At 63.4% G+C, this 18,232-nt stretch carries 16 protein-coding genes; 13 read left to right on the top strand and 3 right to left on the bottom strand.

Annotation, left to right across the window (positions count from 1 at the left end):
• Nucleotides 1-169 precede the first annotated feature (169 nt).
• The 7 genes from VFE81_RS11755 (at nucleotide 170) to VFE81_RS11725 (ending at nucleotide 8,643) form a co-directional block, all read left to right on the top strand.
• Nucleotides 170-1,363 carry a phosphoglycerate kinase gene (locus tag VFE81_RS11755; protein WP_325044762.1) on the top strand — a complete coding sequence of 398 codons (1,194 nt, stop codon included), beginning with the start codon at nucleotides 170-172 and terminating at the stop codon, nucleotides 1,361-1,363.
• A gap of 430 nt (nucleotides 1,364-1,793) precedes the next feature.
• Complete coding sequence (gene pyk / locus VFE81_RS11750; RefSeq protein ID WP_325044761.1) at nucleotides 1,794-3,230, top strand: pyruvate kinase; 1,437 nt, start codon at nucleotides 1,794-1,796, stop codon at nucleotides 3,228-3,230.
• Between the two features lie 311 nt (nucleotides 3,231-3,541).
• On the top strand, nucleotides 3,542-4,606 hold the full coding sequence (gene fba, locus VFE81_RS11745) for a class II fructose-bisphosphate aldolase (protein WP_325044760.1): 1,065 nt from the start codon (nucleotides 3,542-3,544) through the stop codon (nucleotides 4,604-4,606).
• A gap of 132 nt (nucleotides 4,607-4,738) precedes the next feature.
• Nucleotides 4,739-5,629 (top strand): phosphoribosylaminoimidazolesuccinocarboxamide synthase, encoded by an 891-nt coding sequence (locus tag VFE81_RS11740; RefSeq protein WP_325044759.1) that lies wholly within the window; start codon nucleotides 4,739-4,741, stop codon nucleotides 5,627-5,629.
• 132 nt (nucleotides 5,630-5,761) lie between these two features.
• Complete coding sequence (gene purE / locus VFE81_RS11735) at nucleotides 5,762-6,280, top strand: 5-(carboxyamino)imidazole ribonucleotide mutase (protein WP_325044758.1); 519 nt, start codon at nucleotides 5,762-5,764, stop codon at nucleotides 6,278-6,280.
• A gap of 103 nt (nucleotides 6,281-6,383) precedes the next feature.
• Entirely contained in the window at nucleotides 6,384-7,580 is a 1,197-nt protein-coding gene (locus VFE81_RS11730) for a 5-(carboxyamino)imidazole ribonucleotide synthase (protein WP_325044757.1), read from the top strand.
• Nucleotides 7,581-7,590: 10 nt separating this feature from the next.
• Nucleotides 7,591-8,643: an L-threonylcarbamoyladenylate synthase gene (locus VFE81_RS11725; protein WP_325044756.1), complete on the top strand. Its 1,053-nt coding sequence runs from the start codon at nucleotides 7,591-7,593 to the stop codon at nucleotides 8,641-8,643.
• Nucleotides 8,644-8,820: 177 nt separating this feature from the next.
• On the opposite strand, the gene VFE81_RS11720 is transcribed toward VFE81_RS11725, so the two are convergent.
• The 3 genes from VFE81_RS11720 to dacB all read right to left on the bottom strand — a co-directional run bounded on the left by VFE81_RS11720 (nucleotide 8,821) and on the right by dacB (nucleotide 12,966).
• Nucleotides 8,821-10,032: an SGNH/GDSL hydrolase family protein gene (locus tag VFE81_RS11720; RefSeq protein WP_325044755.1), complete on the bottom strand. Its 1,212-nt coding sequence runs from the start codon at nucleotides 10,030-10,032 to the stop codon at nucleotides 8,821-8,823.
• A 94-nt stretch (nucleotides 10,033-10,126) separates the two neighbouring features.
• On the bottom strand, nucleotides 10,127-11,083 hold the full coding sequence (locus tag VFE81_RS11715; RefSeq protein WP_325044754.1) for a sterol desaturase family protein: 957 nt from the start codon (nucleotides 11,081-11,083) through the stop codon (nucleotides 10,127-10,129).
• Nucleotides 11,084-11,304: 221 nt separating this feature from the next.
• Entirely contained in the window at nucleotides 11,305-12,966 is a 1,662-nt protein-coding gene (dacB, locus tag VFE81_RS11710; RefSeq protein ID WP_325044753.1) for a D-alanyl-D-alanine carboxypeptidase/D-alanyl-D-alanine endopeptidase, read from the bottom strand.
• Nucleotides 12,967-13,181: 215 nt separating this feature from the next.
• Here dacB and VFE81_RS11705 point away from each other — a divergent pair, with 215 nt between their 5' ends.
• From VFE81_RS11705 to VFE81_RS11680, 6 genes are all read left to right on the top strand, one after another.
• Nucleotides 13,182-13,844 (top strand): response regulator, encoded by a 663-nt coding sequence (locus VFE81_RS11705; protein ID WP_325044752.1) that lies wholly within the window; start codon nucleotides 13,182-13,184, stop codon nucleotides 13,842-13,844.
• 4 nt (nucleotides 13,845-13,848) lie between these two features.
• On the top strand, nucleotides 13,849-15,150 hold the full coding sequence (locus VFE81_RS11700; RefSeq protein ID WP_325044751.1) for an ATP-binding protein: 1,302 nt from the start codon (nucleotides 13,849-13,851) through the stop codon (nucleotides 15,148-15,150).
• Between the two features lie 179 nt (nucleotides 15,151-15,329).
• On the top strand, nucleotides 15,330-16,847 hold the full coding sequence (locus tag VFE81_RS11695) for a DegQ family serine endoprotease (protein WP_325044750.1): 1,518 nt from the start codon (nucleotides 15,330-15,332) through the stop codon (nucleotides 16,845-16,847).
• Nucleotides 16,848-16,886: 39 nt separating this feature from the next.
• Entirely contained in the window at nucleotides 16,887-17,075 is a 189-nt protein-coding gene (locus VFE81_RS11690) for a hypothetical protein (protein WP_325044749.1), read from the top strand.
• Between the two features lie 84 nt (nucleotides 17,076-17,159).
• Entirely contained in the window at nucleotides 17,160-17,654 is a 495-nt protein-coding gene (locus VFE81_RS11685; RefSeq protein ID WP_325044748.1) for a carboxypeptidase regulatory-like domain-containing protein, read from the top strand.
• 152 nt (nucleotides 17,655-17,806) lie between these two features.
• Nucleotides 17,807-18,205, top strand: coding sequence for a DUF427 domain-containing protein (locus VFE81_RS11680; RefSeq protein WP_325044747.1), 399 nt, complete (start codon nucleotides 17,807-17,809; stop codon nucleotides 18,203-18,205).
• The last annotated feature ends 27 nt before the right edge of the window (nucleotides 18,206-18,232 follow it).

Genomic DNA, 18,232 nt, shown 5'->3' with positions numbered 1-18,232 from the left:
GCTGTTTCCGGGATAAGCGCGCCGTTGCATGGCGCGACAGCCGCGGCTCTGCCGCCGGCGCCCGACTCAGTGGAGCCGCCGCCGTGCCGAAGCGCTGGAGTTTGCCGCGCTCTGGACCCGGCGCGTTGTCCGCCACCGCCTTCCCATCAACTCGCATGCACAAAAGCCCATGAACAAGGTATTGCGTCTCTCCGATCTGATCGACGAAGGCAAGCTATCCGGCAAACGCGTGTTCATCCGCGCCGATCTGAACGTGCCGCAGGACGATCAAGGCAACATCACCGAAGACACCCGTATCCGCGCCTCCGCGCCGGCGATCAAGGCTGCGCTGGACGCTGGCGCCGCCGTGATGGTCACGTCGCACCTGGGCCGCCCGACCGAAGGCGAATTCAAACCGGAAGACTCGCTTGCGCCGGTCGCGAAGCGGCTGGCCGAGCTACTCGGCCGTGACGTGCCGCTGGTCGCCAACTGGGTCGAAAACGGCGTGAATGTGGCGCCGGGCCAGCTCGTGCTGCTGGAAAACTGCCGCGTCAACAAGGGCGAAAAGAAAGATTCCGACGAGCTCGCGCAGAAAATGGCGAAGCTCTGCGATATCTACGTGAACGACGCATTCGGCACCGCGCACCGCGCCGAGGCCACCACGCACGGCATCGCCAAATACGCGCCGGTCGCTTGCGCCGGCCCGCTGCTGGCCGCTGAACTCGAGGCGCTCGGCAAGGCGCTGGGCGCGCCGAAGCGTCCGCTGGTGGCGATCGTCGCCGGTTCGAAAGTGTCCACCAAGCTGACCATTCTGAAGTCGCTGGCCGACCAGGTCGATCAGCTGATCGTGGGCGGCGGCATCGCCAATACGTTCATGCTGGCGGCTGGCCTGAAGATCGGCAAGTCGCTCGCCGAAGCCGATCTGGTCGCCGAAGCCAAGGTCATCATCGACGCAGCGAAAGCCCGCGGCGCCTCGGTGCCGATCCCGACCGACGTGGTCACGGCGAAAGCGTTTTCGCCCACCGCCAAGGCGGAAGTCAAGGCTGTCGCTGATGTAGAGGACGACGACCTGATCCTCGACATCGGACCGGAAACCGCCAAGGTGCTCGCGGCACAACTGGAAAAAGCCGGCACGATCGTGTGGAACGGCCCGGTCGGCGTGTTCGAATTCGACCAGTTCGGTAACGGCACCAAAACCTTGGCCGACGCGATCGCCAAATCGTCGGCGTTCTCGATTGCCGGCGGCGGCGACACCCTTGCGGCGATTGCCAAGTACGGCATCCACGACAAGGTCAGCTACATCTCGACGGGCGGCGGCGCCTTCCTCGAGTTCCTCGAGGGCAAGAAACTGCCCGCGGTCGAAGTTCTGGAATCGCGGGCTTAACGTGGCGACGCGCTCCCCCTCGGCGAAGTCTGCAAAAGCGCGCGGCAGCAAGTTGCCGCGCAACACCGCAGCAGCAACGGCAGGGGAGCGCGAAGCGCGCTCCGCCGCTACAACGGCCGTGGCTGAAGCTACGGCCCGGCAGCAGCAAGAATCCGAGTCGTCCCATGCGCTCGCGGAGTTGACCACTGCCAGCGAGGCAGCGGAATTGTCGACCGGACAAGCCGCTCACTCACCGGCAGAACTCCCGGACGAAGAGGTCGCGCTCGCCCCCCCACCGGCACCCCCCGTGCTGGTATCGAACACCGCTTTACCCCTTAAAGCGACGCTGGTTTCAATCGGCGCGCAGCCCCCAGCAGCACCCTTCGGTGCGCAGCCTCCGCATCCGACTCGCAGCGCTCATTCCAGCGATCCCACCCAGACGAGGAGACTCATGCATCGCGCCACCAAGATTGTCGCTACCATCGGACCGGCTTCCAGTACGCCGGAAATCCTGCTGCAAATGATTCAGGCAGGGGCCGACGTGGTGCGGCTCAATTTCTCGCACGGCACCGCCGACGACCACCGCCAGCGCGCCGAATTCGTGCGCGAGGCGGCCCGTCAGGCCGGCCGTGAAGTTGCCATCATGGCTGACCTGCAAGGCCCGAAGATTCGGGTCGGCAAATTCGAAAACGGCAAGACCACGCTGGTTCCCGGCAGCCCGTTCATCCTCGACGCCGAGTGCGAACTCGGCAACGACGATCGCGTCGGCCTCGACTACAAAGACCTGCCGCGCGACCTGAAACCGGGCGACGTGCTGTTGCTCAACGACGGCCTGATCGTGCTGGACGTCGTGCGCGTGCTCGGCAGCGAGATCCACACCACCGTGAAGATCGGCGGCGATCTGTCGAACAATAAGGGCATCAATCGCCAGGGCGGTGGCCTGACGGCGCCGGCCCTTACGGCCAAAGACATGGAAGACATCCGCACGGCGATGTCGCTCGGTGTGGATTTCGTCGCGGTATCGTTCCCCAAGAACGCCACCGATATGGAAATGGCCCGCCAGCTCGCGAACATCGCGGGTGCGCCCTACGGCATCAAGCCGAAGATGATCGCGAAGATCGAGCGGGCGGAAGCGATTCCGGCACTGCAAGGCATCCTCGACGCATCGGACGGCATCATGGTCGCGCGCGGCGATCTCGCCGTGGAAGTGGGCAATGCCGCAGTTCCCGCGCTGCAAAAGCGCATGATTCGTATGGCCCGCGAATCGAACAAGTTCGTGATCACCGCGACTCAGATGATGGAATCGATGATCTACGCTCCGGTGCCGACCCGCGCCGAAGTGTCGGACGTCGCCAACGCGGTGCTGGACGGTACGGACGCGGTGATGCTGTCGGCCGAATCCGCAGCGGGCAAGTACCCGGTGCAGACCATCGAGACAATGGCGGCGATCTGCCTCGAAGCTGAAAAGTCGGAGCAGTCGGAGCTGGACAAGGATTTCCTCGATCGCACGTTTACGCGAATCGACCAGTCCATCGCCATGGGCGCGCTGTTTACGGCGTTCCACCTGGGCGCGAAGGCGATCGTTGCGTTGACCGAATCGGGTTCGACCGCGTTGTGGATGTCGCGTCACTGGACGCATGTGCCGATTTTCGCGCTCACGCCGCGCGTCGGCAGCGAACGGGCGATGGCGATCTACCGCAACGTCACGTCGCTGCATCTGGATACCAGCACCGACCGCGACACCGCGTTGCAGCAGGCGCTGGAAACCGTGGTCAGCAAGGGCTACGCGTCGCGCGGCGACATGGTGGTGCTGAGCGTCGGCGAACCGATGGGCCAGGCAGGCGGCACGAATACGCTGAAGATCGTGCGAGTCGGCGAGCCGTATTGATCGACGCACTGTGTGTGGGCGGGAGTAAGTGCTAAGGCACTTACTCCCGCCCACACAGCAGACTGCTTGATCGGCACGCTCTGCGTGGGACCAGAGTAAGCGATAACTCTGGCCGACACAGGCTTGATTGAGCGAAGCGGCTGTCATGCCCCGCGAGAGGCGGCGCACAGACTCCAATTGCGCGAGCGGTAAAGGTCCGCAGGTGACGCGCTTTAGGGAATGGGTGAACGGGTATGCAGCTTGCTTCGCGATAAAATCGCCATAAAAGATGCCGACGGCACAGAATTCGTTTCAATCTAAGGAGTTACAGCATGCCTCTCGTATCAATGCGTCAACTGCTGGACCATGCCGCCGAAAACGGTTATGGCATTCCGGCATTCAACGTGAACAATCTGGAGCAGGTGCAGGCGATCATGTTTGCGGCCGACAAGGTCAACGCGCCGGTCATCATGCAGGCGTCGGCCGGCGCGCGTAAATACGCGGGCGAGCCGTTCCTGCGTCACCTGATCGAAGCGGCGGTGGAGTCGTATCCGCACATTCCAGTCGTGATGCACCAGGACCACGGTCAATCGCCGGCGGTCTGTATGGCGGCAATCCGCAGCGGTTTCACCAGCGTGATGATGGACGGTTCGCTCGAAGCCGACGGCAAGACGGTCGCATCGTACGAGTACAACGTCGAAGTCTCGCGCAAGGTCGTTGAAGCGGCGCACTCGATCGGTATCACGGTGGAAGCGGAACTGGGCGTGCTCGGTTCGCTGGAAACCATGAAGGGCGACAAGGAAGACGGTCACGGCGCGGAAGGCACGATGACCCGCGAACAACTGCTGACCGACCCGGAGCAGGCTGCCGACTTCGTCAAGCAGACGCAATGCGACGCGCTCGCGATCGCGATCGGTACCTCGCACGGCGCGTACAAATTCAGCAAGAAGCCCACGGGCGACATCCTGTCGATCCAGCGCATCAAGGAAATCCACCAGCGCATTCCGAACACGCACCTGGTGATGCACGGTTCGTCGTCGGTGCCGCAGGAACTGCTTGCGGAAATCCGCGAATTCGGCGGCGACATGAAGGAAACCTATGGCGTGCCGGTCGAGGAAATCCAGGAAGGCATCAGGAACGGCGTGCGCAAGGTCAATATCGACACCGACCTGCGTCTGGCGATCACCGGTGCGATCCGCCGCTACATGGCGACCAATCCGGGCAAGTTCGATCCGCGCGACTACCTGAAGCCGGCACGCGAAGCTGCGATGAAGATCTGTCTCGAGCGCTTCACGCAATTCGGCTGCGAAGGCCAGGCTGGCAAGATCAAACCGGTTTCGCTTGATAAAATCGCGGAGAAGTACAAATCGGGCGACCTCGCACAAGTCGTCCGCTAAGCTATAACCAAGCTCTACACCTGGCTGATTGGCCAGGTTGTCGTTCGATCGCCGTTCCCGCATCATCCGGGGAACGGCGTTTCCCTTTTGTTCCGGTCACACTTTTTGCCCCACTTTTAGCGAACCACGACGATGTCTACCCTTTACGAATCCACGCTCCACTCGCTGCCGCTGCTCGGCCGCGGTAAAGTCCGCGACAACTATGCGGTGGGCAACGACCAGTTGCTGATCGTCACGACCGACCGTCTGTCGGCGTTCGACGTCATCATGGGCGAGCCGATTCCGAATAAGGGCCGCGTGCTCAACGAAATGGCGAACTTCTGGTTCGAGAAGCTGAAGCATGTGGTGCCGAATCACTTGACGGGCGTGGCGCCCGAATCCGTGGTGGCGGCTGACGAAGTCGAGCAGGTCAAGGGCCGTGCAGTGGTGGTGAAACGCCTCGAGCCGATCCTCGTCGAAGCGGTAGTGCGCGGCTATCTGGCCGGCAGCGGCTGGAAAGACTACCAGGCAACCGGTTCGGTCTGCGGCGTAGAACTGCCGCCGGGCCTGCAAAACGCGCAGAAACTGCCTGAGCCGATTTTCACGCCGGCAGCCAAGGCCGAAATGGGCCACCACGACGAAAACATCACATACAACGAGATGGAGCGTCGTATCGGCACCGAACTGTCGGCCACGATCCGCGACATCTCGATCAAGCTGTACAAGGAAGCTGCTGACTACGCGGCCACCCGCGGCATCATCATCGCGGATACGAAGTTCGAATTCGGTCTGGACAACCACGGCCAGTTGTATCTGATGGATGAGGCGCTGACTGCCGATTCGTCGCGCTTCTGGCCGGCTGACCAGTATGAGGTCGGCACCAACCCGCCGTCGTTCGACAAGCAGTTCGTGCGCGACTGGCTCGAAACCCAGCCGTGGAAGAAAGAGCCGCCCGCACCGAAGCTTCCGGACGACGTGGTCACCAAGACGGGCGAGAAGTACCAGGAAGCGCTCGAACGCCTGACCGGACACAAGCTCGCTTAATTACGCGCGCCTGTTAGATCCGCCGCGCGTGAGAAGGCACCGGGCCGCCCCCAAGTTTGCTCACCCCCCCTCGGAGGGCTGTCGCGAAGCGACAAGTTTGGGGGCGCTCTCAAGAAACAAGGAAGCCGTAAGATGAGTGAAGTCCAGACTGCCCATACGCACAGCGCGCCCGTTGTCGGCGTGCTGATGGGTTCCAGTTCCGACTGGGAAGTGATGAAGAACGCCGTCGCGATTCTGCAGGAATTCGCCGTGCCGTATGAAGCCAGGGTCGTGTCCGCGCACCGGATGCCTGACGAAATGTTTGCGTATGCCGAAAGCGCACGCGAGCGCGGCATTCGGGCGATCATCGCGGGTGCGGGCGGCGCGGCGCATCTGCCGGGCATGTTGGCCGCCAAGACCACGGTGCCGGTGCTCGGCGTGCCGGTGGCGAGCAAGTATCTGAAGGGCATTGATTCGTTGCATTCGATCGTGCAGATGCCCAAGGGTGTGCCGGTCGCCACGTTTGCAATCGGCGAGGCGGGCGCGGCGAATGCAGCGCTGTTCGCGGTGTCGATTCTGAGCGGCACGAGCGCCGAATATGCGGAGAAACTGGCTGCGTTCCGCGTGCGCCAGAACGAAGCAGCCCACGCAATGGTGCTGCCGGCGCTGTAAGCGTCAAGGCTGATTGCATTTAGACGTCCCCAATGTCTGACCCCCGGCCGGATGCTGCAATTGCATGTTTTGCATGCGCATCCGGTTGTGACCGACCACTAAGATGAACCCAGACAACACACCGGTTTCACCGATTCTGCCCGGCGCATGGCTTGGCATGGTCGGTGGCGGCCAGCTCGGCCGCATGTTCTGTTTTGCCGCTCAGGCGATGGGCTATCGCGTCGCCGTGCTCGATCCGGACGAAAACAGTCCCGCGGGCGCGGTTGCCGACCGCCATATCCGTGCGGCTTATGACGACGAAGCGTCGCTTACCGAACTCGCGCGGCTGTGCGCAGCGGTGTCGACCGAATTCGAGAACGTGCCGGCCGCGAGCCTCGATTTCCTCGCTAAAACTACGTTTGTCAGTCCGGCCGGACGTTGCGTCGCTGTGGCGCAAGACCGGATCGCCGAGAAGCGCTTTATCGCGTCGTCAGGTGTGACGGTGGCGCCGCATGTCGTGATCGAATCGTCGGACGCGCTGGCCGCGCTCGACGATGCGAAGCTCGACGCCGTGCTGCCGGGCATTCTCAAGACCGCACGCATGGGCTACGACGGCAAAGGCCAGATCCGCGTGCGCAACGCCGAGGAAGTGCGTGAGGCGTATGCGTCGCTCGCGGGCGTTCCGTGCGTGCTGGAAAAGCGCTTGCCGTTGAAGTTCGAGGTGTCCGCGCTGATCGCGCGCGCGGCGAGCGGCGCGTCGGTGGTGTATCCGCTGGCGCAGAACACGCATCGCGACGGCGTGCTGTCGCACACCATCGTCCCCGCGCCGGATGCGAGCCCGACGCTGGTCGGGCAAGCGCAGCAGGCTGCGCTGCAAATCGCGGACAAGCTCGGCTATGTCGGCGTGCTGTGCGTTGAGTTCTTCATTCTCGAAGACGGATCGCTGGTTGCCAACGAAATGGCGCCGCGTCCGCACAATTCCGGCCATTACACCGTCGACGCCTGCGCGACCAGTCAGTTCGAGCAGCAGGTCCGCGCGATGACCAGTATGCCGCTGGGCGACACGCGCCAGCATTCGCCGGCGGTCATGCTGAACATCCTCGGCGACGTCTGGTTCCCGGGCGGCCCGAAGCAGGCGGCGGTCACGCCGCCGTGGCACGAAGTCGCCGCGATGCCGGCGGCGCGTTTGCACCTGTACGGCAAGGAAGAAGCACGTTGCGGCCGCAAGATGGGTCACGTGAACTTCACGGCCGCGACGCTCGATGAAGCCCGCACGGCGGCGCGCGATTGCGCGCGGCTCCTGCATATCATCACGAGCTGACGGGAGCGCCATGCCGGACCAAAGCAAACCTGCCGAAGGGGGCGCCACGAGTGTCTTGCCAGTGAGCGCTGCGCAGATCGAGCATGCGGCCGCACTGCTCGACGCGGGCGGCCTCGTCGCGTTCCCGACGGAGACTGTCTACGGACTCGGCGGCGACGCCGAAAGTCCGGACGCGGTTGCACGTATTTACGCGGCGAAGGGCCGGCCGGCGAATCATCCGGTGATCGTGCATCTGGCGCCACAGGGCGATCCGAACTACTGGGTCGAGCATTTGCCGGCGGAGGCGCAGCGCCTGATCGACGCGTTCTGGCCGGGACCGCTCACGCTGATCCTGAAGCGCGCGTCGCGAATTAATGCAGCAGTCAGCGGAGGGCAGGATTCGGTGGGTTTGCGCTGCCCGTCGCATCCGGTTGCCCAGGCTTTGCTGGAAGCATTCAGCGCGTTGCGTGGCGGGCATGGTGGCGTGGCTGCGCCGTCGGCGAATCGTTTTGGACATGTGAGCCCAACTACGGCGCAGCATGTGCGCGACGAGTTCGGCGGCGCGATTCATGTGCTGGACGGCGGCGCATCGGATGTCGGGATCGAGTCGACGATTCTGGATCTGTCACGCGGGTTTCCGGCGCTGTTGAGGCCAGGGCGGGTCACGCCGCAGGATATCGCCGATGTGCTCGGCGAGGCGCCACGTTTGCCGGACGGGTCGGATGCGACTGCGCCGAGGGCTTCGGGTACGTTGAAGGCGCACTATGCACCGCGTACGCCATTGGCTTTGTTACCGTTTGATGCGTTGCAGACGTTGCTAGCGGCGCGGCAAGGCGATGAACGCGTGGCGTTGGTCGCACGGGCGTCCCGCGCGGGGGACTGGGCTCATGCTGAAGGCGTGCATTTCATTGCCGCGCCTGAAGATCCGCATGTTTATGCGCGTGAGTTGTATGGCTTGCTCAGGGCGTTGGATCGCGCAAACGTGTCGCGGATTCTGATCGAGAAGTTGCCGGATACGATTGAGTGGATTGCTGTTAATGACCGGTTAGGTCGCGCTGCGGCTGCGTTCGAAGCGCAAGGGTAAGAGTAAGAGTAAGAGTAAGAGCAGGGTTTGCACCTGCGCGAGTGGATAGACAGCGCGTTCGCTACATTCGCTCCGCTCAAGACGCCGCGTTGGGGTCGGAAAAAACGCCCGGCTTGACCAGCAAGCCAGGCGTTCGCAGAACTCGCATCCTGCCACCGCTACGCGGCAATCCTCAACTTATTTCCCCAACCCGGTTGCAGCGACCGCCTGCTCGACCGTCTGCGCGAACAACGCGTGCAAATGCGTGCTCGGGTGCACCAGATCCGCGAACATGTACGTCTGATCCGCGCCGGCCACCGTAAGCGTTTGCGGCGAGCAGAACAGCGACGACTGGAACTGGCTGCCGTAAGACACAGCCGACTGCCCAGGCTGAAGCACGGCCGGATTCTGCGTGGCATAGGTCGTGGCCGCTTGCCCCATCGCTTTCAGGTTACACGCCGTGTCCGTGTTCGACACCGTGAAACCCAGCGATTGGCTGGACGCCAGCGTAGTGTCCAGCCACTTAAACGCGCTCACATAAATGATCTGCTTGTTCGATGCAAACGCCTGCTGCAGCGCGCCGTTATAAGTCTGGACCAGCACATTGAACAGCCTTTGGCCTTGCGCGCCGCTTCGCAGACCTTGCGGTGTTTGCGCGATATCCGGCACGTCCGACACGACCACGTGCGTCGCGCCCGCCGCGATGACCTGCTGAACCGAACCGACGAATTTGCCCGCCGCCACACCGATCGCCTGAAGCGCTGCGGGGATCGCAGCATTCGACGCGGTGGCGGCGGCCTGCTGCGCTGCTGCAGCCGTTCCGCCGCTCTGCAGGACCGCTGTCGCCGCCGCAGTGCCGGCATCCGACACTGCTTGCGCCTGGATGAAGATGTCGTTCGCGCCGCCGTTCATCAACACGAGCTGGTTCGAATTGAAGCTGCCGTGCGCGCCTAGATACTGCGTGATCTGCTGCGTGACGGGAATCGTTGTGGCTGCCATGTTGTTCGGCGCGTAACCTTCGCCTGGCTGCAGATCCACGCGCGAGCCGCCTTGCGCATAACCATATCCGCCCGTTGCGACCAGCGGTTGACCGAAGCCGCCCAGATACGCGGCGGTCAACGTGCCGCCGTAGTACTCCGCGACCTTCTGGGTCCACACTTCGCCCGGGTTGGTCGTGAAGCGGCCACCGCCGAAGCTCGACTGAATCACCGGCGCGTACGTGCCGACATCCGACAAACTGTCGCCGAACGACACGACCTGCAATTTCACGCCGCCTGCCGGCGTGCTGCTGCTCGAGTTGTTGTTATCGCCCCCGCCGCCGCAAGCCGCGAGCAACACGAACGCGGCACTGGCGACGGCGATCTGCGTGAGGCGTACGAAACTGCGCTTCTTCGATGTTGTTTGATTCATTTTGACTGCATCTCCTCGTATGTGTGGCCCTTATGCCATGTATTGCAGGCAGCGCCCACCGCTTTAGCGGCATGACGACAGCTTACAGAATCTTCTACGGTCTGCGCGATGTTTGAAACGCGGCCGTATGGTTTTCTTCAATGCCCGTAGCACCGCCGGACGACGGCACACTGGCACTGGCGCTCGCCCCGGCGGCGCGACGCGCATGATAATCCGTTGCCCAGGCGGGCGGCGCGAACAGCGCGCGCAACTTGTTGCGCCAGCCTCGCACGCTCACGAAGTCGGCCGCCATCGACGCCCATTCATGAAACGTCGCCTTCAACGGGTTATAGGTGTGAAGCGGTTCGACGATGCCGTACACCGGCGCGTCGTGCGGATCTTCCTCGACATAGCTGCCGAACAGGCGATCCCAGATCACCAGCACGCCCGCGTAATTGCGATCGATGTAGCGGTCGTTGCGCGCGTGATGCACGCGATGAATCGACGGCGTGTTGAACACGTATTCGAGCCAGCCGAGTTTGCCGATTGCCTGGGTATGCACGAAAAACTGGAAGCCGAGATTGATCAGCACGATGGCAACGATCTGCTTCGGCGGAAAGCCGAGTACGGCGAGCGGAATCCAGAACAGCCACATGCCGGCAATCGGATACATCAGGCTCTGCCGGAATGCAGTCGAAAAATTCATCCGCTCCGACGAGTGATGCACGACATGCGCGGCCCACAGCCAGCGCACGCGATGGCTGCAGCGGTGAAACCAGTAATAGAGCAGATCCTGCGCGACGAACAGCACGACGAAAGATACCCAGCTCGCCTGCCACGTGGTGACGCGATAGTGATCGTAGAAAAAAGCATAGACAGGGATGATCGCGAGCCACGCGAGCTTGTCGGCGGCTTGCTGCATCAGCGCGAGCGCGGCGTTGCAGAACGTGTCGCGCCAGCTATAGAGCTGCGCGCCGGGGCGCGTGCGCCGCAGGTGCCATGCTTCCCAGCCAATGCATGCGAGAAAGACTGGCGCCATGGCGAGCAGCAGCAATTCGGCATCGAATTGCATTGGGTCTTCCTCCGTGGTCCCTGGCCGCTGCGCTTGCCGCAACGGACGTTGTCGTTATTGTTTGATTAGGCCACGCAACCGTAACGGTCCCCCAAGGGGACTTCCTACGGGGCGTGCGCGGCTCGCGCGCTACGCATTGCGTTTTACGCGCGCCTCAAACACTGCCCGACAGCGTACACGCTTGGGCGCGTCGCGGCGCGCGGCTTCTATAGAAGGAATACTCAATGGGCGGCGCGCTTGTGCGGGTTTTTCCTGGGCTTGCTGGCGCGCGGTTCGGCGACGGGGTCGGAGACTTTCGTGAATCCCTGGGACGGGCCCTGATATACCCATTCGAGCAAGGCGTCGTGCGCGGCGCGCGCGGCTTCCGAATGCGGGTCGTTGATCAGGCTCACGACCACATAGCTGTTGCCGTCCGCCGAGGCCACGTAACCGGCGATCGCGCGCACGTCGCGCAAGGTGCCGGTTTTGATGTGCGCATTGCCGCCCGCACCCTGGTTGGTCAAGCGGTTGCGCATCGTGCCGTCGACACCCGCGATCGGTAGCGACTCCACAAACACCTGCGCGACCGGGCTCGCGTTGGCCCGCTGCAGCAGATCGGCGAGCGAGAGCGCGGTGATGTGCTCGTCGCGCGACAGGCCCGAGCCGTTGTCGAGCGTCAGGTATTCCATGTCGACGCTATCGCGGCGCAGAAACGCCTCGATGGCGCGCGCCGATTTCTCAGGCGTGGCGGGCGGCCTTTCTTCCGTCGCGCCGATTGTCAGGAACAGGTTGCGCGCCATCGTGTTGTTGCTGAACTTGTTGATGTCGCGAACGATGTCGGAGAGCACCGGCCCCTGGTGCGTGGCGACGAGGCGCGCGCCGACCGGCACCGCACCTTCGCGGGTTGCGCCGCTGAAGGTGCCCCCGGTTTGCTGCCACAGCGCGAGGAAACCGCCCGCGAAGAACGCGGAGTGGTCGAGCACCGCGACATTGATTGTGCGCGGGCCGCAGCGCACCGAGTAGTCGCCGGTGAACGACGCCACCACGGTGCCATTGGACTGCGGTGTCACGGTGGGCGAGACGGAGGCTGCATCGCCGCGGCAGGGGCCATTGACCGCGTGCATCTGATTGTCGATCTGCAACTGCGAGAGCGCAGGCAGCACGTCGATTGCGACGCTGCCGTCCGGTGAAGGCGTCAGCGTGAATGACAGCGATTTGAAGGCGTACAGCAGCGGATCAGGGCCGACGTTGTAAGGCGCGGTGGCGTCGTCGTCGAACGGCGGCAGATCGCGCGTGGAGGCGTCGAAATAGCGCTTGTCGAGCACTAGTGCGCCGTCGACGCCGTTGATGCCCGCCTTGTGAATCTTCTGCACGAGGTCGATCAGTTCCTCTGGAACGAGTTTCGGATCGCCTGTGCCCTGAATGTAGAGATTGCCGTGCAGCACGCCGTTGGCGTCGAGCGTGCCGTCCGCGTAGGCGCTCGTACGCCAGCGATAGTCCGGGCCGAGGATCGAGAGGCCGGAGTAGGTGGTGACGAGCTTCATCGTCGAGGCGGGCATCATCGGCTTGCCGGCGTTCAGTGCGACGATCGGCGTGCGGTCGCCGACCTTTTCGACCACCACGCTGATCGACGACAAGGGTACGTGCGCACGCTGCAGGCCGGCCATCACCGGTTGCGGCAACACCGTGGTGACGTTGACGCTCGGATGCCTGGCCTTGACGCGAGCCTGCGCGGTGAGCGGCAGCGATACGCCGCAGCCGAGCGTGGCACAGGCGAGCAGCAATGCCGCCGCGCGTGGCGCGATCCGGCGTGGCATGGAATCGATGGAAGCAGAGAAGCGTGGACGCGACGCCACACGGCGTGCGAGAGACGACAAAAAAGTGGGCAAAAAAGCGTGCGTCATGGACAGGCGAAGAAGCAGGATTTCGGGACGCGGTGGCGCGCGGCAATGCAAAGTGTGTCGGGGCGTCGCGTGATGCGCAGAAAACCGCTGCGCGACGCAAAGCGCTCATTGTAGAGACATGCCGCGAGGCTGCGGTGAAAAAGCGTCGTGCGGCGCGCATGTCGGGCCGGGCGCTAGAATGCGGCATCATCAAATGTTTCAGGACAGCACCAACCATGCGCATATTGCTAGTCGAAGACGACCGGATGATCGCCGAAGGCGTGCGCAAGGCGCTACGCGGCGAAGGCTTCGCGGTCGACTGGGTGGAAGACGGCGAAGCGGCGCTCAGCGCGGCGACCGGCCAACCTTACGATCTGGTGTTGCTCGATCTCGGCCTGCCCAAACGCGACGGGCTCGAGGTGCTGCGCACGCTGCGCGCCAAAGGCCAGGCCACGCCAGTGCTGATCCTTACCGCGCGCGATGCGGTCGCCGATCGCGTCAAAGGCCTCGACGCCGGTGCTGACGATTACCTCGTCAAACCTTTCGATCTCGACGAACTCGGCGCCCGCATGCGCGCGCTGATTCGCCGCCAATCGGGCCGCAGCGATTCGACCATCCGACACGGCAACCTCACGCTCGATCCGGCCTCGCATCAGGTCACGCTCGACGGTGCACCGGTCGCGTTGTCGGCGCGTGAATTTGCCCTGCTCGAAGCGTTGATCGCACGACCCGGCGCGGTGCTTTCGAAGAGTCAGCTCGAAGAAAAGATGTACGGCTGGGGCGAGGAGATCGGCAGCAATACCGTCGAGGTCTACATTCACGCCCTGCGCAAGAAGCTCGGCGCGGACCTGATCCGCAACGTGCGCGGTCTTGGCTACATGATCGCCAAGGACGCCTGAGCCGATGCGTTCGATTCGACGTCAATTGTTGTTCTGGCTGCTGGCGCTGGTGTTGCTCGGCGTCGGTATTGCGGGTTGGCTGATCTACCGGCAAGCGCTTGCCGAAGCCAACGAACTGTTCGATTACCAGTTGGAGCAGATCGCCGCGGCGCTGCCGTCGGAACCGTTCTCGCAAGTGCTCGGTTCGCGCGACACCGGCGACGAAGGCATCGTGTTGCAGATCTGGAATCGCAACGGCGTGTTGATGTACTACTCGCGACCGCGTGCGCCGCTCGCGCCGCGCGCCGAACTCGGTTTTTCGACGGAGCATACGGACCGCGGCGATTGGCGTGTGTACGGCGCGATCGTCGGCGATAACGTCGTGCAACTGGCGCAGCCGGTGTCGGTGCGCAACCGGCTCGCGGCGAATGTCGCGTTGCGAACCCTGTGGCCGTTGATCGTGCTACTGCCGCTATTGGGCGTGGCGGTGTGGGTGGTCGTCGGGCGTGGACTGCGGCCGTTGCGGCGCGTGACCAGCGCGCTCGACGCGCGTCATCCCGAGGCGCTCGATCCCTTGCCCGATCAGCGTCTGCCGCTCGAAGTGCAGCCGCTCGTGCGCGCGTTGAACGGCCTGCTCGAACGGCTCGCCACCGCACTCGATATCCAGAAAGCATTTGTCGCCGATGCCGCGCACGAGTTGCGCACGCCGCTCGCCGCCGTGCAGATTCAATCGCAACTCGTAGCCCGCGCGAAAGACGACGCCACGCGTAGCGAAGCGCTTGCCGATCTGCAAGCGGGCGTCACGCGCGCCACGCGTCTCGCCGAGCAATTGCTGGCGCTTGCGCGTTCAGAACCGGACGGCCTCGCCGCCACCGATGCGATCGATCTGCGCGCGCTATTGCAGGACTGTGTAGTGGCGTACGCGCCGCTTGCGCAGAATCGCGGCGTCGATCTCGGTATTGAGGCGAGCGAACCTGCCACGGTGATTGGCGACGCCGACGCGCTGCGTGTCATGTTCAACAACCTCGTTGATAACGCAACCAAATACACGCCGCGAGGCGGCCGCGTCGACGTCAGTCTGCATGTCGACGAAGGGCATCCGGTGGTGCGGATTGCCGACAGTGGGCCGGGCATCGAACCGGCCGAACGCGACCGCGTGTTCGATCGCTTCTACCGCGCCGGCGCCAGCGCAAACCGCGCGCGCACGGATGTGGCGGGCAGCGGTCTCGGCCTCGCGATCGTGCGCCGCATCGCTACGCAACACCATGCGGCGGTGAAGCTCGACGAATCTCCGGCGGGTGGTTTGCAGGTTGAAGTGCGCTTCTGAATGTGAGGCTTTCTGTTCGTAAAGTGGTTCGAATGTGGCTCGAATGTGGCTCAAGCGAGGCTGAAACAAGCCTCAAGAACCGGCTGGAAGCGATCTGACGCTGCTTAAGACTCTTTTAAGCGATGCCACGTACGCTTCATCCCATTCCAAAGCCTCTTTCTCCCAGTCAGGAGTACACGATGAACGCGAAAACCTTGTCCCGCAGCGCTGTTGCAGTGGCTGTCGCCGTGGCGCTCTCCGCCGGCTATGTGGCGGGGCATCGCGACGTGCCCGCGCCGCAGGTGATCACGCCGGCGCAGGCCGCGATGATGCCTGCTGAAGCCGCGGCGAAAACCGGCATCCCCGATTTCTCAGGTCTGGTCGAAACCTACGGCCCGGCTGTCGTCAACATCAGCGCGAAGCATGTGGTCAAGCAGACGGCATTGCGTAGCAACGGCGGTAATGGTGGCACCGGTGGCAACCAGTTGCCGATCGATCCGAGCGATCCCTTCTATCAGTTCTACAAGCACTTCTTCGGCGGCATGCCGGGCATGCAAGGCGGCGACGGCGGCGATGCACCCGACCAGCCGAGTGCGAGCCTCGGCTCGGGATTCATCGTCAGCAGTGACGGCTATATCCTGACCAATGCCCACGTGGTGGACGGCGCGAACGTCGTCACCGTGAAGCTCACCGACAAGCGCGAATTCAAGGCGAAAGTGATCGGCGCCGACAAGCAGTCCGACGTCGCCGTGCTGAAGATCGACTCGAGCAATCTGCCGATCGTGAAGATCGGCGATCCGCGTCAGAGCAAGGTCGGCCAGTGGGTGGTCGCGATCGGTTCGCCTTACGGTTTCGACAACACGGTGACTTCGGGCATCATCAGCGCGAAGTCGCGCTCGCTGCCGAACGAAAACTACACGCCATTCATCCAGACCGACGTGCCGGTGAATCCGGGTAACTCGGGCGGCCCGCTGTTCAATCTGCAAGGCGAAGTGATCGGCATCAATTCGATGATCTATTCGCAGACGGGCGGCTTCCAGGGCCTTTCGTTCGCTATCCCGATCAATGAAGCGATCAAGGTCAAGGACGACATCGTCAAGACCGGCCACGTGAGCCGCGGACGTCTCGGTGTCGCGGTGCAGGGCATGAACCAGACGCTGGCCGATTCGTTCGGTATGCAGAAGCCGCAAGGCGCGCTCGTCAGTTCGGTCGATCCGGGCGGTCCGGCCGCCAAGGGCGGTCTGCAACCGGGCGACGTGATTCTGTCGGTCAACGGCGAACCGGTCAGCGACTCGTCGGATCTGCCGTCGCAAGTCGCGGGTCTGGCGCCGGGTAGCTCGGCCACCGTGCAGGTGTGGCGCGACAAGGCCACTAAAGACCTGAAGGTGACGATCGGCTCGTTGTCGGATGCGAAGGTGGCTTCGGACAAAGCCAATCAGCCGACCCAGTTGCAAGGCCGTCTCGGTATGGCGGTGCGTCCGCTGACGCCGGAAGAAAAGAGCGGCGCGTCGGTGTCGCACGGTCTGCTGGTGCAGCAATCGGGCGGTGCGGCTGAAAGCGCCGGCATCCAGCCGGGCGACGTGATTCTGGCGGTCAACGGCCGGCCGGTCACGAGCGTCGATCAATTGAAGCAGATGATCGCCGGAGCGGGCAACAGCATCGCGTTGCTGATCCAGCGCGACAACGCGCAGATCTTCGTGCCGGTCGATCTCGGCTGAGGTTAAGCGGATCGGCAAGCGAAGAGCCCGGGCGATGGCATGGATGATCGTTTGGCTGTCATGTTGACTGACGCTCTGCCGATCCGCCCGGAAATTGAAGTAAAGCTTGCCGGTCCTTGCACTTACTGCCGAGGGACCGGCATTCGTCACCCGCATCAAACTCGCGAAGAAGGGCGCGCTGCGCCGTATGGCGTGGCGCAGCAGCGGTTTCCAGACGACGCAAACTGATGATTGGCACGCAGGTTGCGTCTGCCTTGATCCGGACCCATTGAGGGACGCCGGACGACAAGGACCTTAAGAAGGAGCGAACCGATGAAAACCCAACGCAATCAGCGAAGGATCGTAGCCGCCGCCGTATGCGCAGCGCTCACGCTCGGTCTGGCGGGCGGTGCTTATGCCCAGGCGAGTGACGTAACGGGCGGCACGACCACCGACGAAAGCAGCGCGGGCAACGCCAACGGTGGCGGCCTGCCGCAAATCCAGCACCAGGGCGACGTCTCGTTCGTGTCGGGCGGCGTCGGTCTCGACGAATCGAAAGCATTGCAGCACGCACAGGGCCAGTGGCCGTTGTCGCTGCGCTTCACCGGCCCCGGCTCTGATTTTCTCGCCGACGTCCACGTGCGTGTTGTCGATGCGCACAACGGCGACGTGCTGAGCGCCACGTCGCGTGGGCCATACATGCTGGTCAAGCTGCGCCCGGGCCGCTACACCGTGCATGCGCAATACAAGGATAACGACCAGACCAAATCGGTGACGGTTCCGGCCAAGGGCACCGCCAAGGCGGCGTTCTACTGGAATACGCAATAAGCAGCTCGCCTCCCTGAACGGCGCCGGGCGAGACGTCCGGGCTGCATTCAGGAAGGTCGCGCAATTGGCTGAAGTTTGGCCGATAATGAAGCCACGGGCGCCCCCCGTGGCTTTTCTGTTTGCACGACCGCACATCAACACGGAGCCGAGACATGAGCGATGCCTTGACACCCCACGGAAGCCCCGGCACCGGCGCAAGCACGGGCGGGCACACCATCGCCATTAGCGGCAACAACCACCGGGTGCGGGTGATTCACGGTGGCGTGACAATGGCCGACACCCAGGCCGGCTTGACGCTCACCGAAACCGGCCTGCCGGACGTGTTCTATTTCCCGCGTGGCGACGTGAACATGGCACGCCTCGAACGCTCAACGCATACGTCGCACTGCCCGTTCAAGGGCGATGCTTCGTACTACCATCTGCGCACCGAAGACGGCCTGATCGAAAACGCCGTGTGGAGCTACGAGACGCCGCTCGAGGCGGCGATACGAATAAAAGGGTATCTCGCGTTTTACGCATCGCGCGTCGACCGTATCGATCAGACGTCCTGACCGGCTGTCGCGCGTTCATCGGGGGAG

It is taken from the genome of Paraburkholderia sp., from assembly GCF_035656215.1.
Lineage (GTDB): Bacteria > Pseudomonadota > Gammaproteobacteria > Burkholderiales > Burkholderiaceae > Paraburkholderia.
Note: the sequence above shows the minus strand (reverse complement) of the source record. Positions and strands in the feature narration are given on the sequence as shown.

What these genes read in the sequence shown, in the direction of transcription:
- dacB (WP_325044753.1), bottom strand. Translation starts at nt 12,966, where the DNA reads ATGACGCACGCTTTTTTGCCCACTTTTTTGTCGTCTCTCGCACGCCGT.
- VFE81_RS11740 (WP_325044759.1), top strand. Translation starts at nt 4,739, where the DNA reads ATGTCTACCCTTTACGAATCCACGCTCCACTCGCTGCCGCTGCTCGGC.
- fba (WP_325044760.1), top strand. Translation starts at nt 3,542, where the DNA reads ATGCCTCTCGTATCAATGCGTCAACTGCTGGACCATGCCGCCGAAAAC.
- VFE81_RS11730 (WP_325044757.1), top strand. Translation starts at nt 6,384, where the DNA reads ATGAACCCAGACAACACACCGGTTTCACCGATTCTGCCCGGCGCATGG.
- VFE81_RS11685 (WP_325044748.1), top strand. Translation starts at nt 17,160, where the DNA reads ATGAAAACCCAACGCAATCAGCGAAGGATCGTAGCCGCCGCCGTATGC.
- VFE81_RS11705 (WP_325044752.1), top strand. Translation starts at nt 13,182, where the DNA reads ATGCGCATATTGCTAGTCGAAGACGACCGGATGATCGCCGAAGGCGTG.
- VFE81_RS11690 (WP_325044749.1), top strand. Translation starts at nt 16,887, where the DNA reads ATGGATGATCGTTTGGCTGTCATGTTGACTGACGCTCTGCCGATCCGC.
- purE (WP_325044758.1), top strand. Translation starts at nt 5,762, where the DNA reads ATGAGTGAAGTCCAGACTGCCCATACGCACAGCGCGCCCGTTGTCGGC.
- VFE81_RS11695 (WP_325044750.1), top strand. Translation starts at nt 15,330, where the DNA reads ATGAACGCGAAAACCTTGTCCCGCAGCGCTGTTGCAGTGGCTGTCGCC.
- VFE81_RS11715 (WP_325044754.1), bottom strand. Translation starts at nt 11,083, where the DNA reads ATGCAATTCGATGCCGAATTGCTGCTGCTCGCCATGGCGCCAGTCTTT.
- pyk (WP_325044761.1), top strand. Translation starts at nt 1,794, where the DNA reads ATGCATCGCGCCACCAAGATTGTCGCTACCATCGGACCGGCTTCCAGT.
- VFE81_RS11700 (WP_325044751.1), top strand. Translation starts at nt 13,849, where the DNA reads ATGCGTTCGATTCGACGTCAATTGTTGTTCTGGCTGCTGGCGCTGGTG.
- VFE81_RS11680 (WP_325044747.1), top strand. Translation starts at nt 17,807, where the DNA reads ATGAGCGATGCCTTGACACCCCACGGAAGCCCCGGCACCGGCGCAAGC.
- VFE81_RS11755 (WP_325044762.1), top strand. Translation starts at nt 170, where the DNA reads ATGAACAAGGTATTGCGTCTCTCCGATCTGATCGACGAAGGCAAGCTA.
- VFE81_RS11725 (WP_325044756.1), top strand. Translation starts at nt 7,591, where the DNA reads ATGCCGGACCAAAGCAAACCTGCCGAAGGGGGCGCCACGAGTGTCTTG.
- VFE81_RS11720 (WP_325044755.1), bottom strand. Translation starts at nt 10,032, where the DNA reads ATGAATCAAACAACATCGAAGAAGCGCAGTTTCGTACGCCTCACGCAG.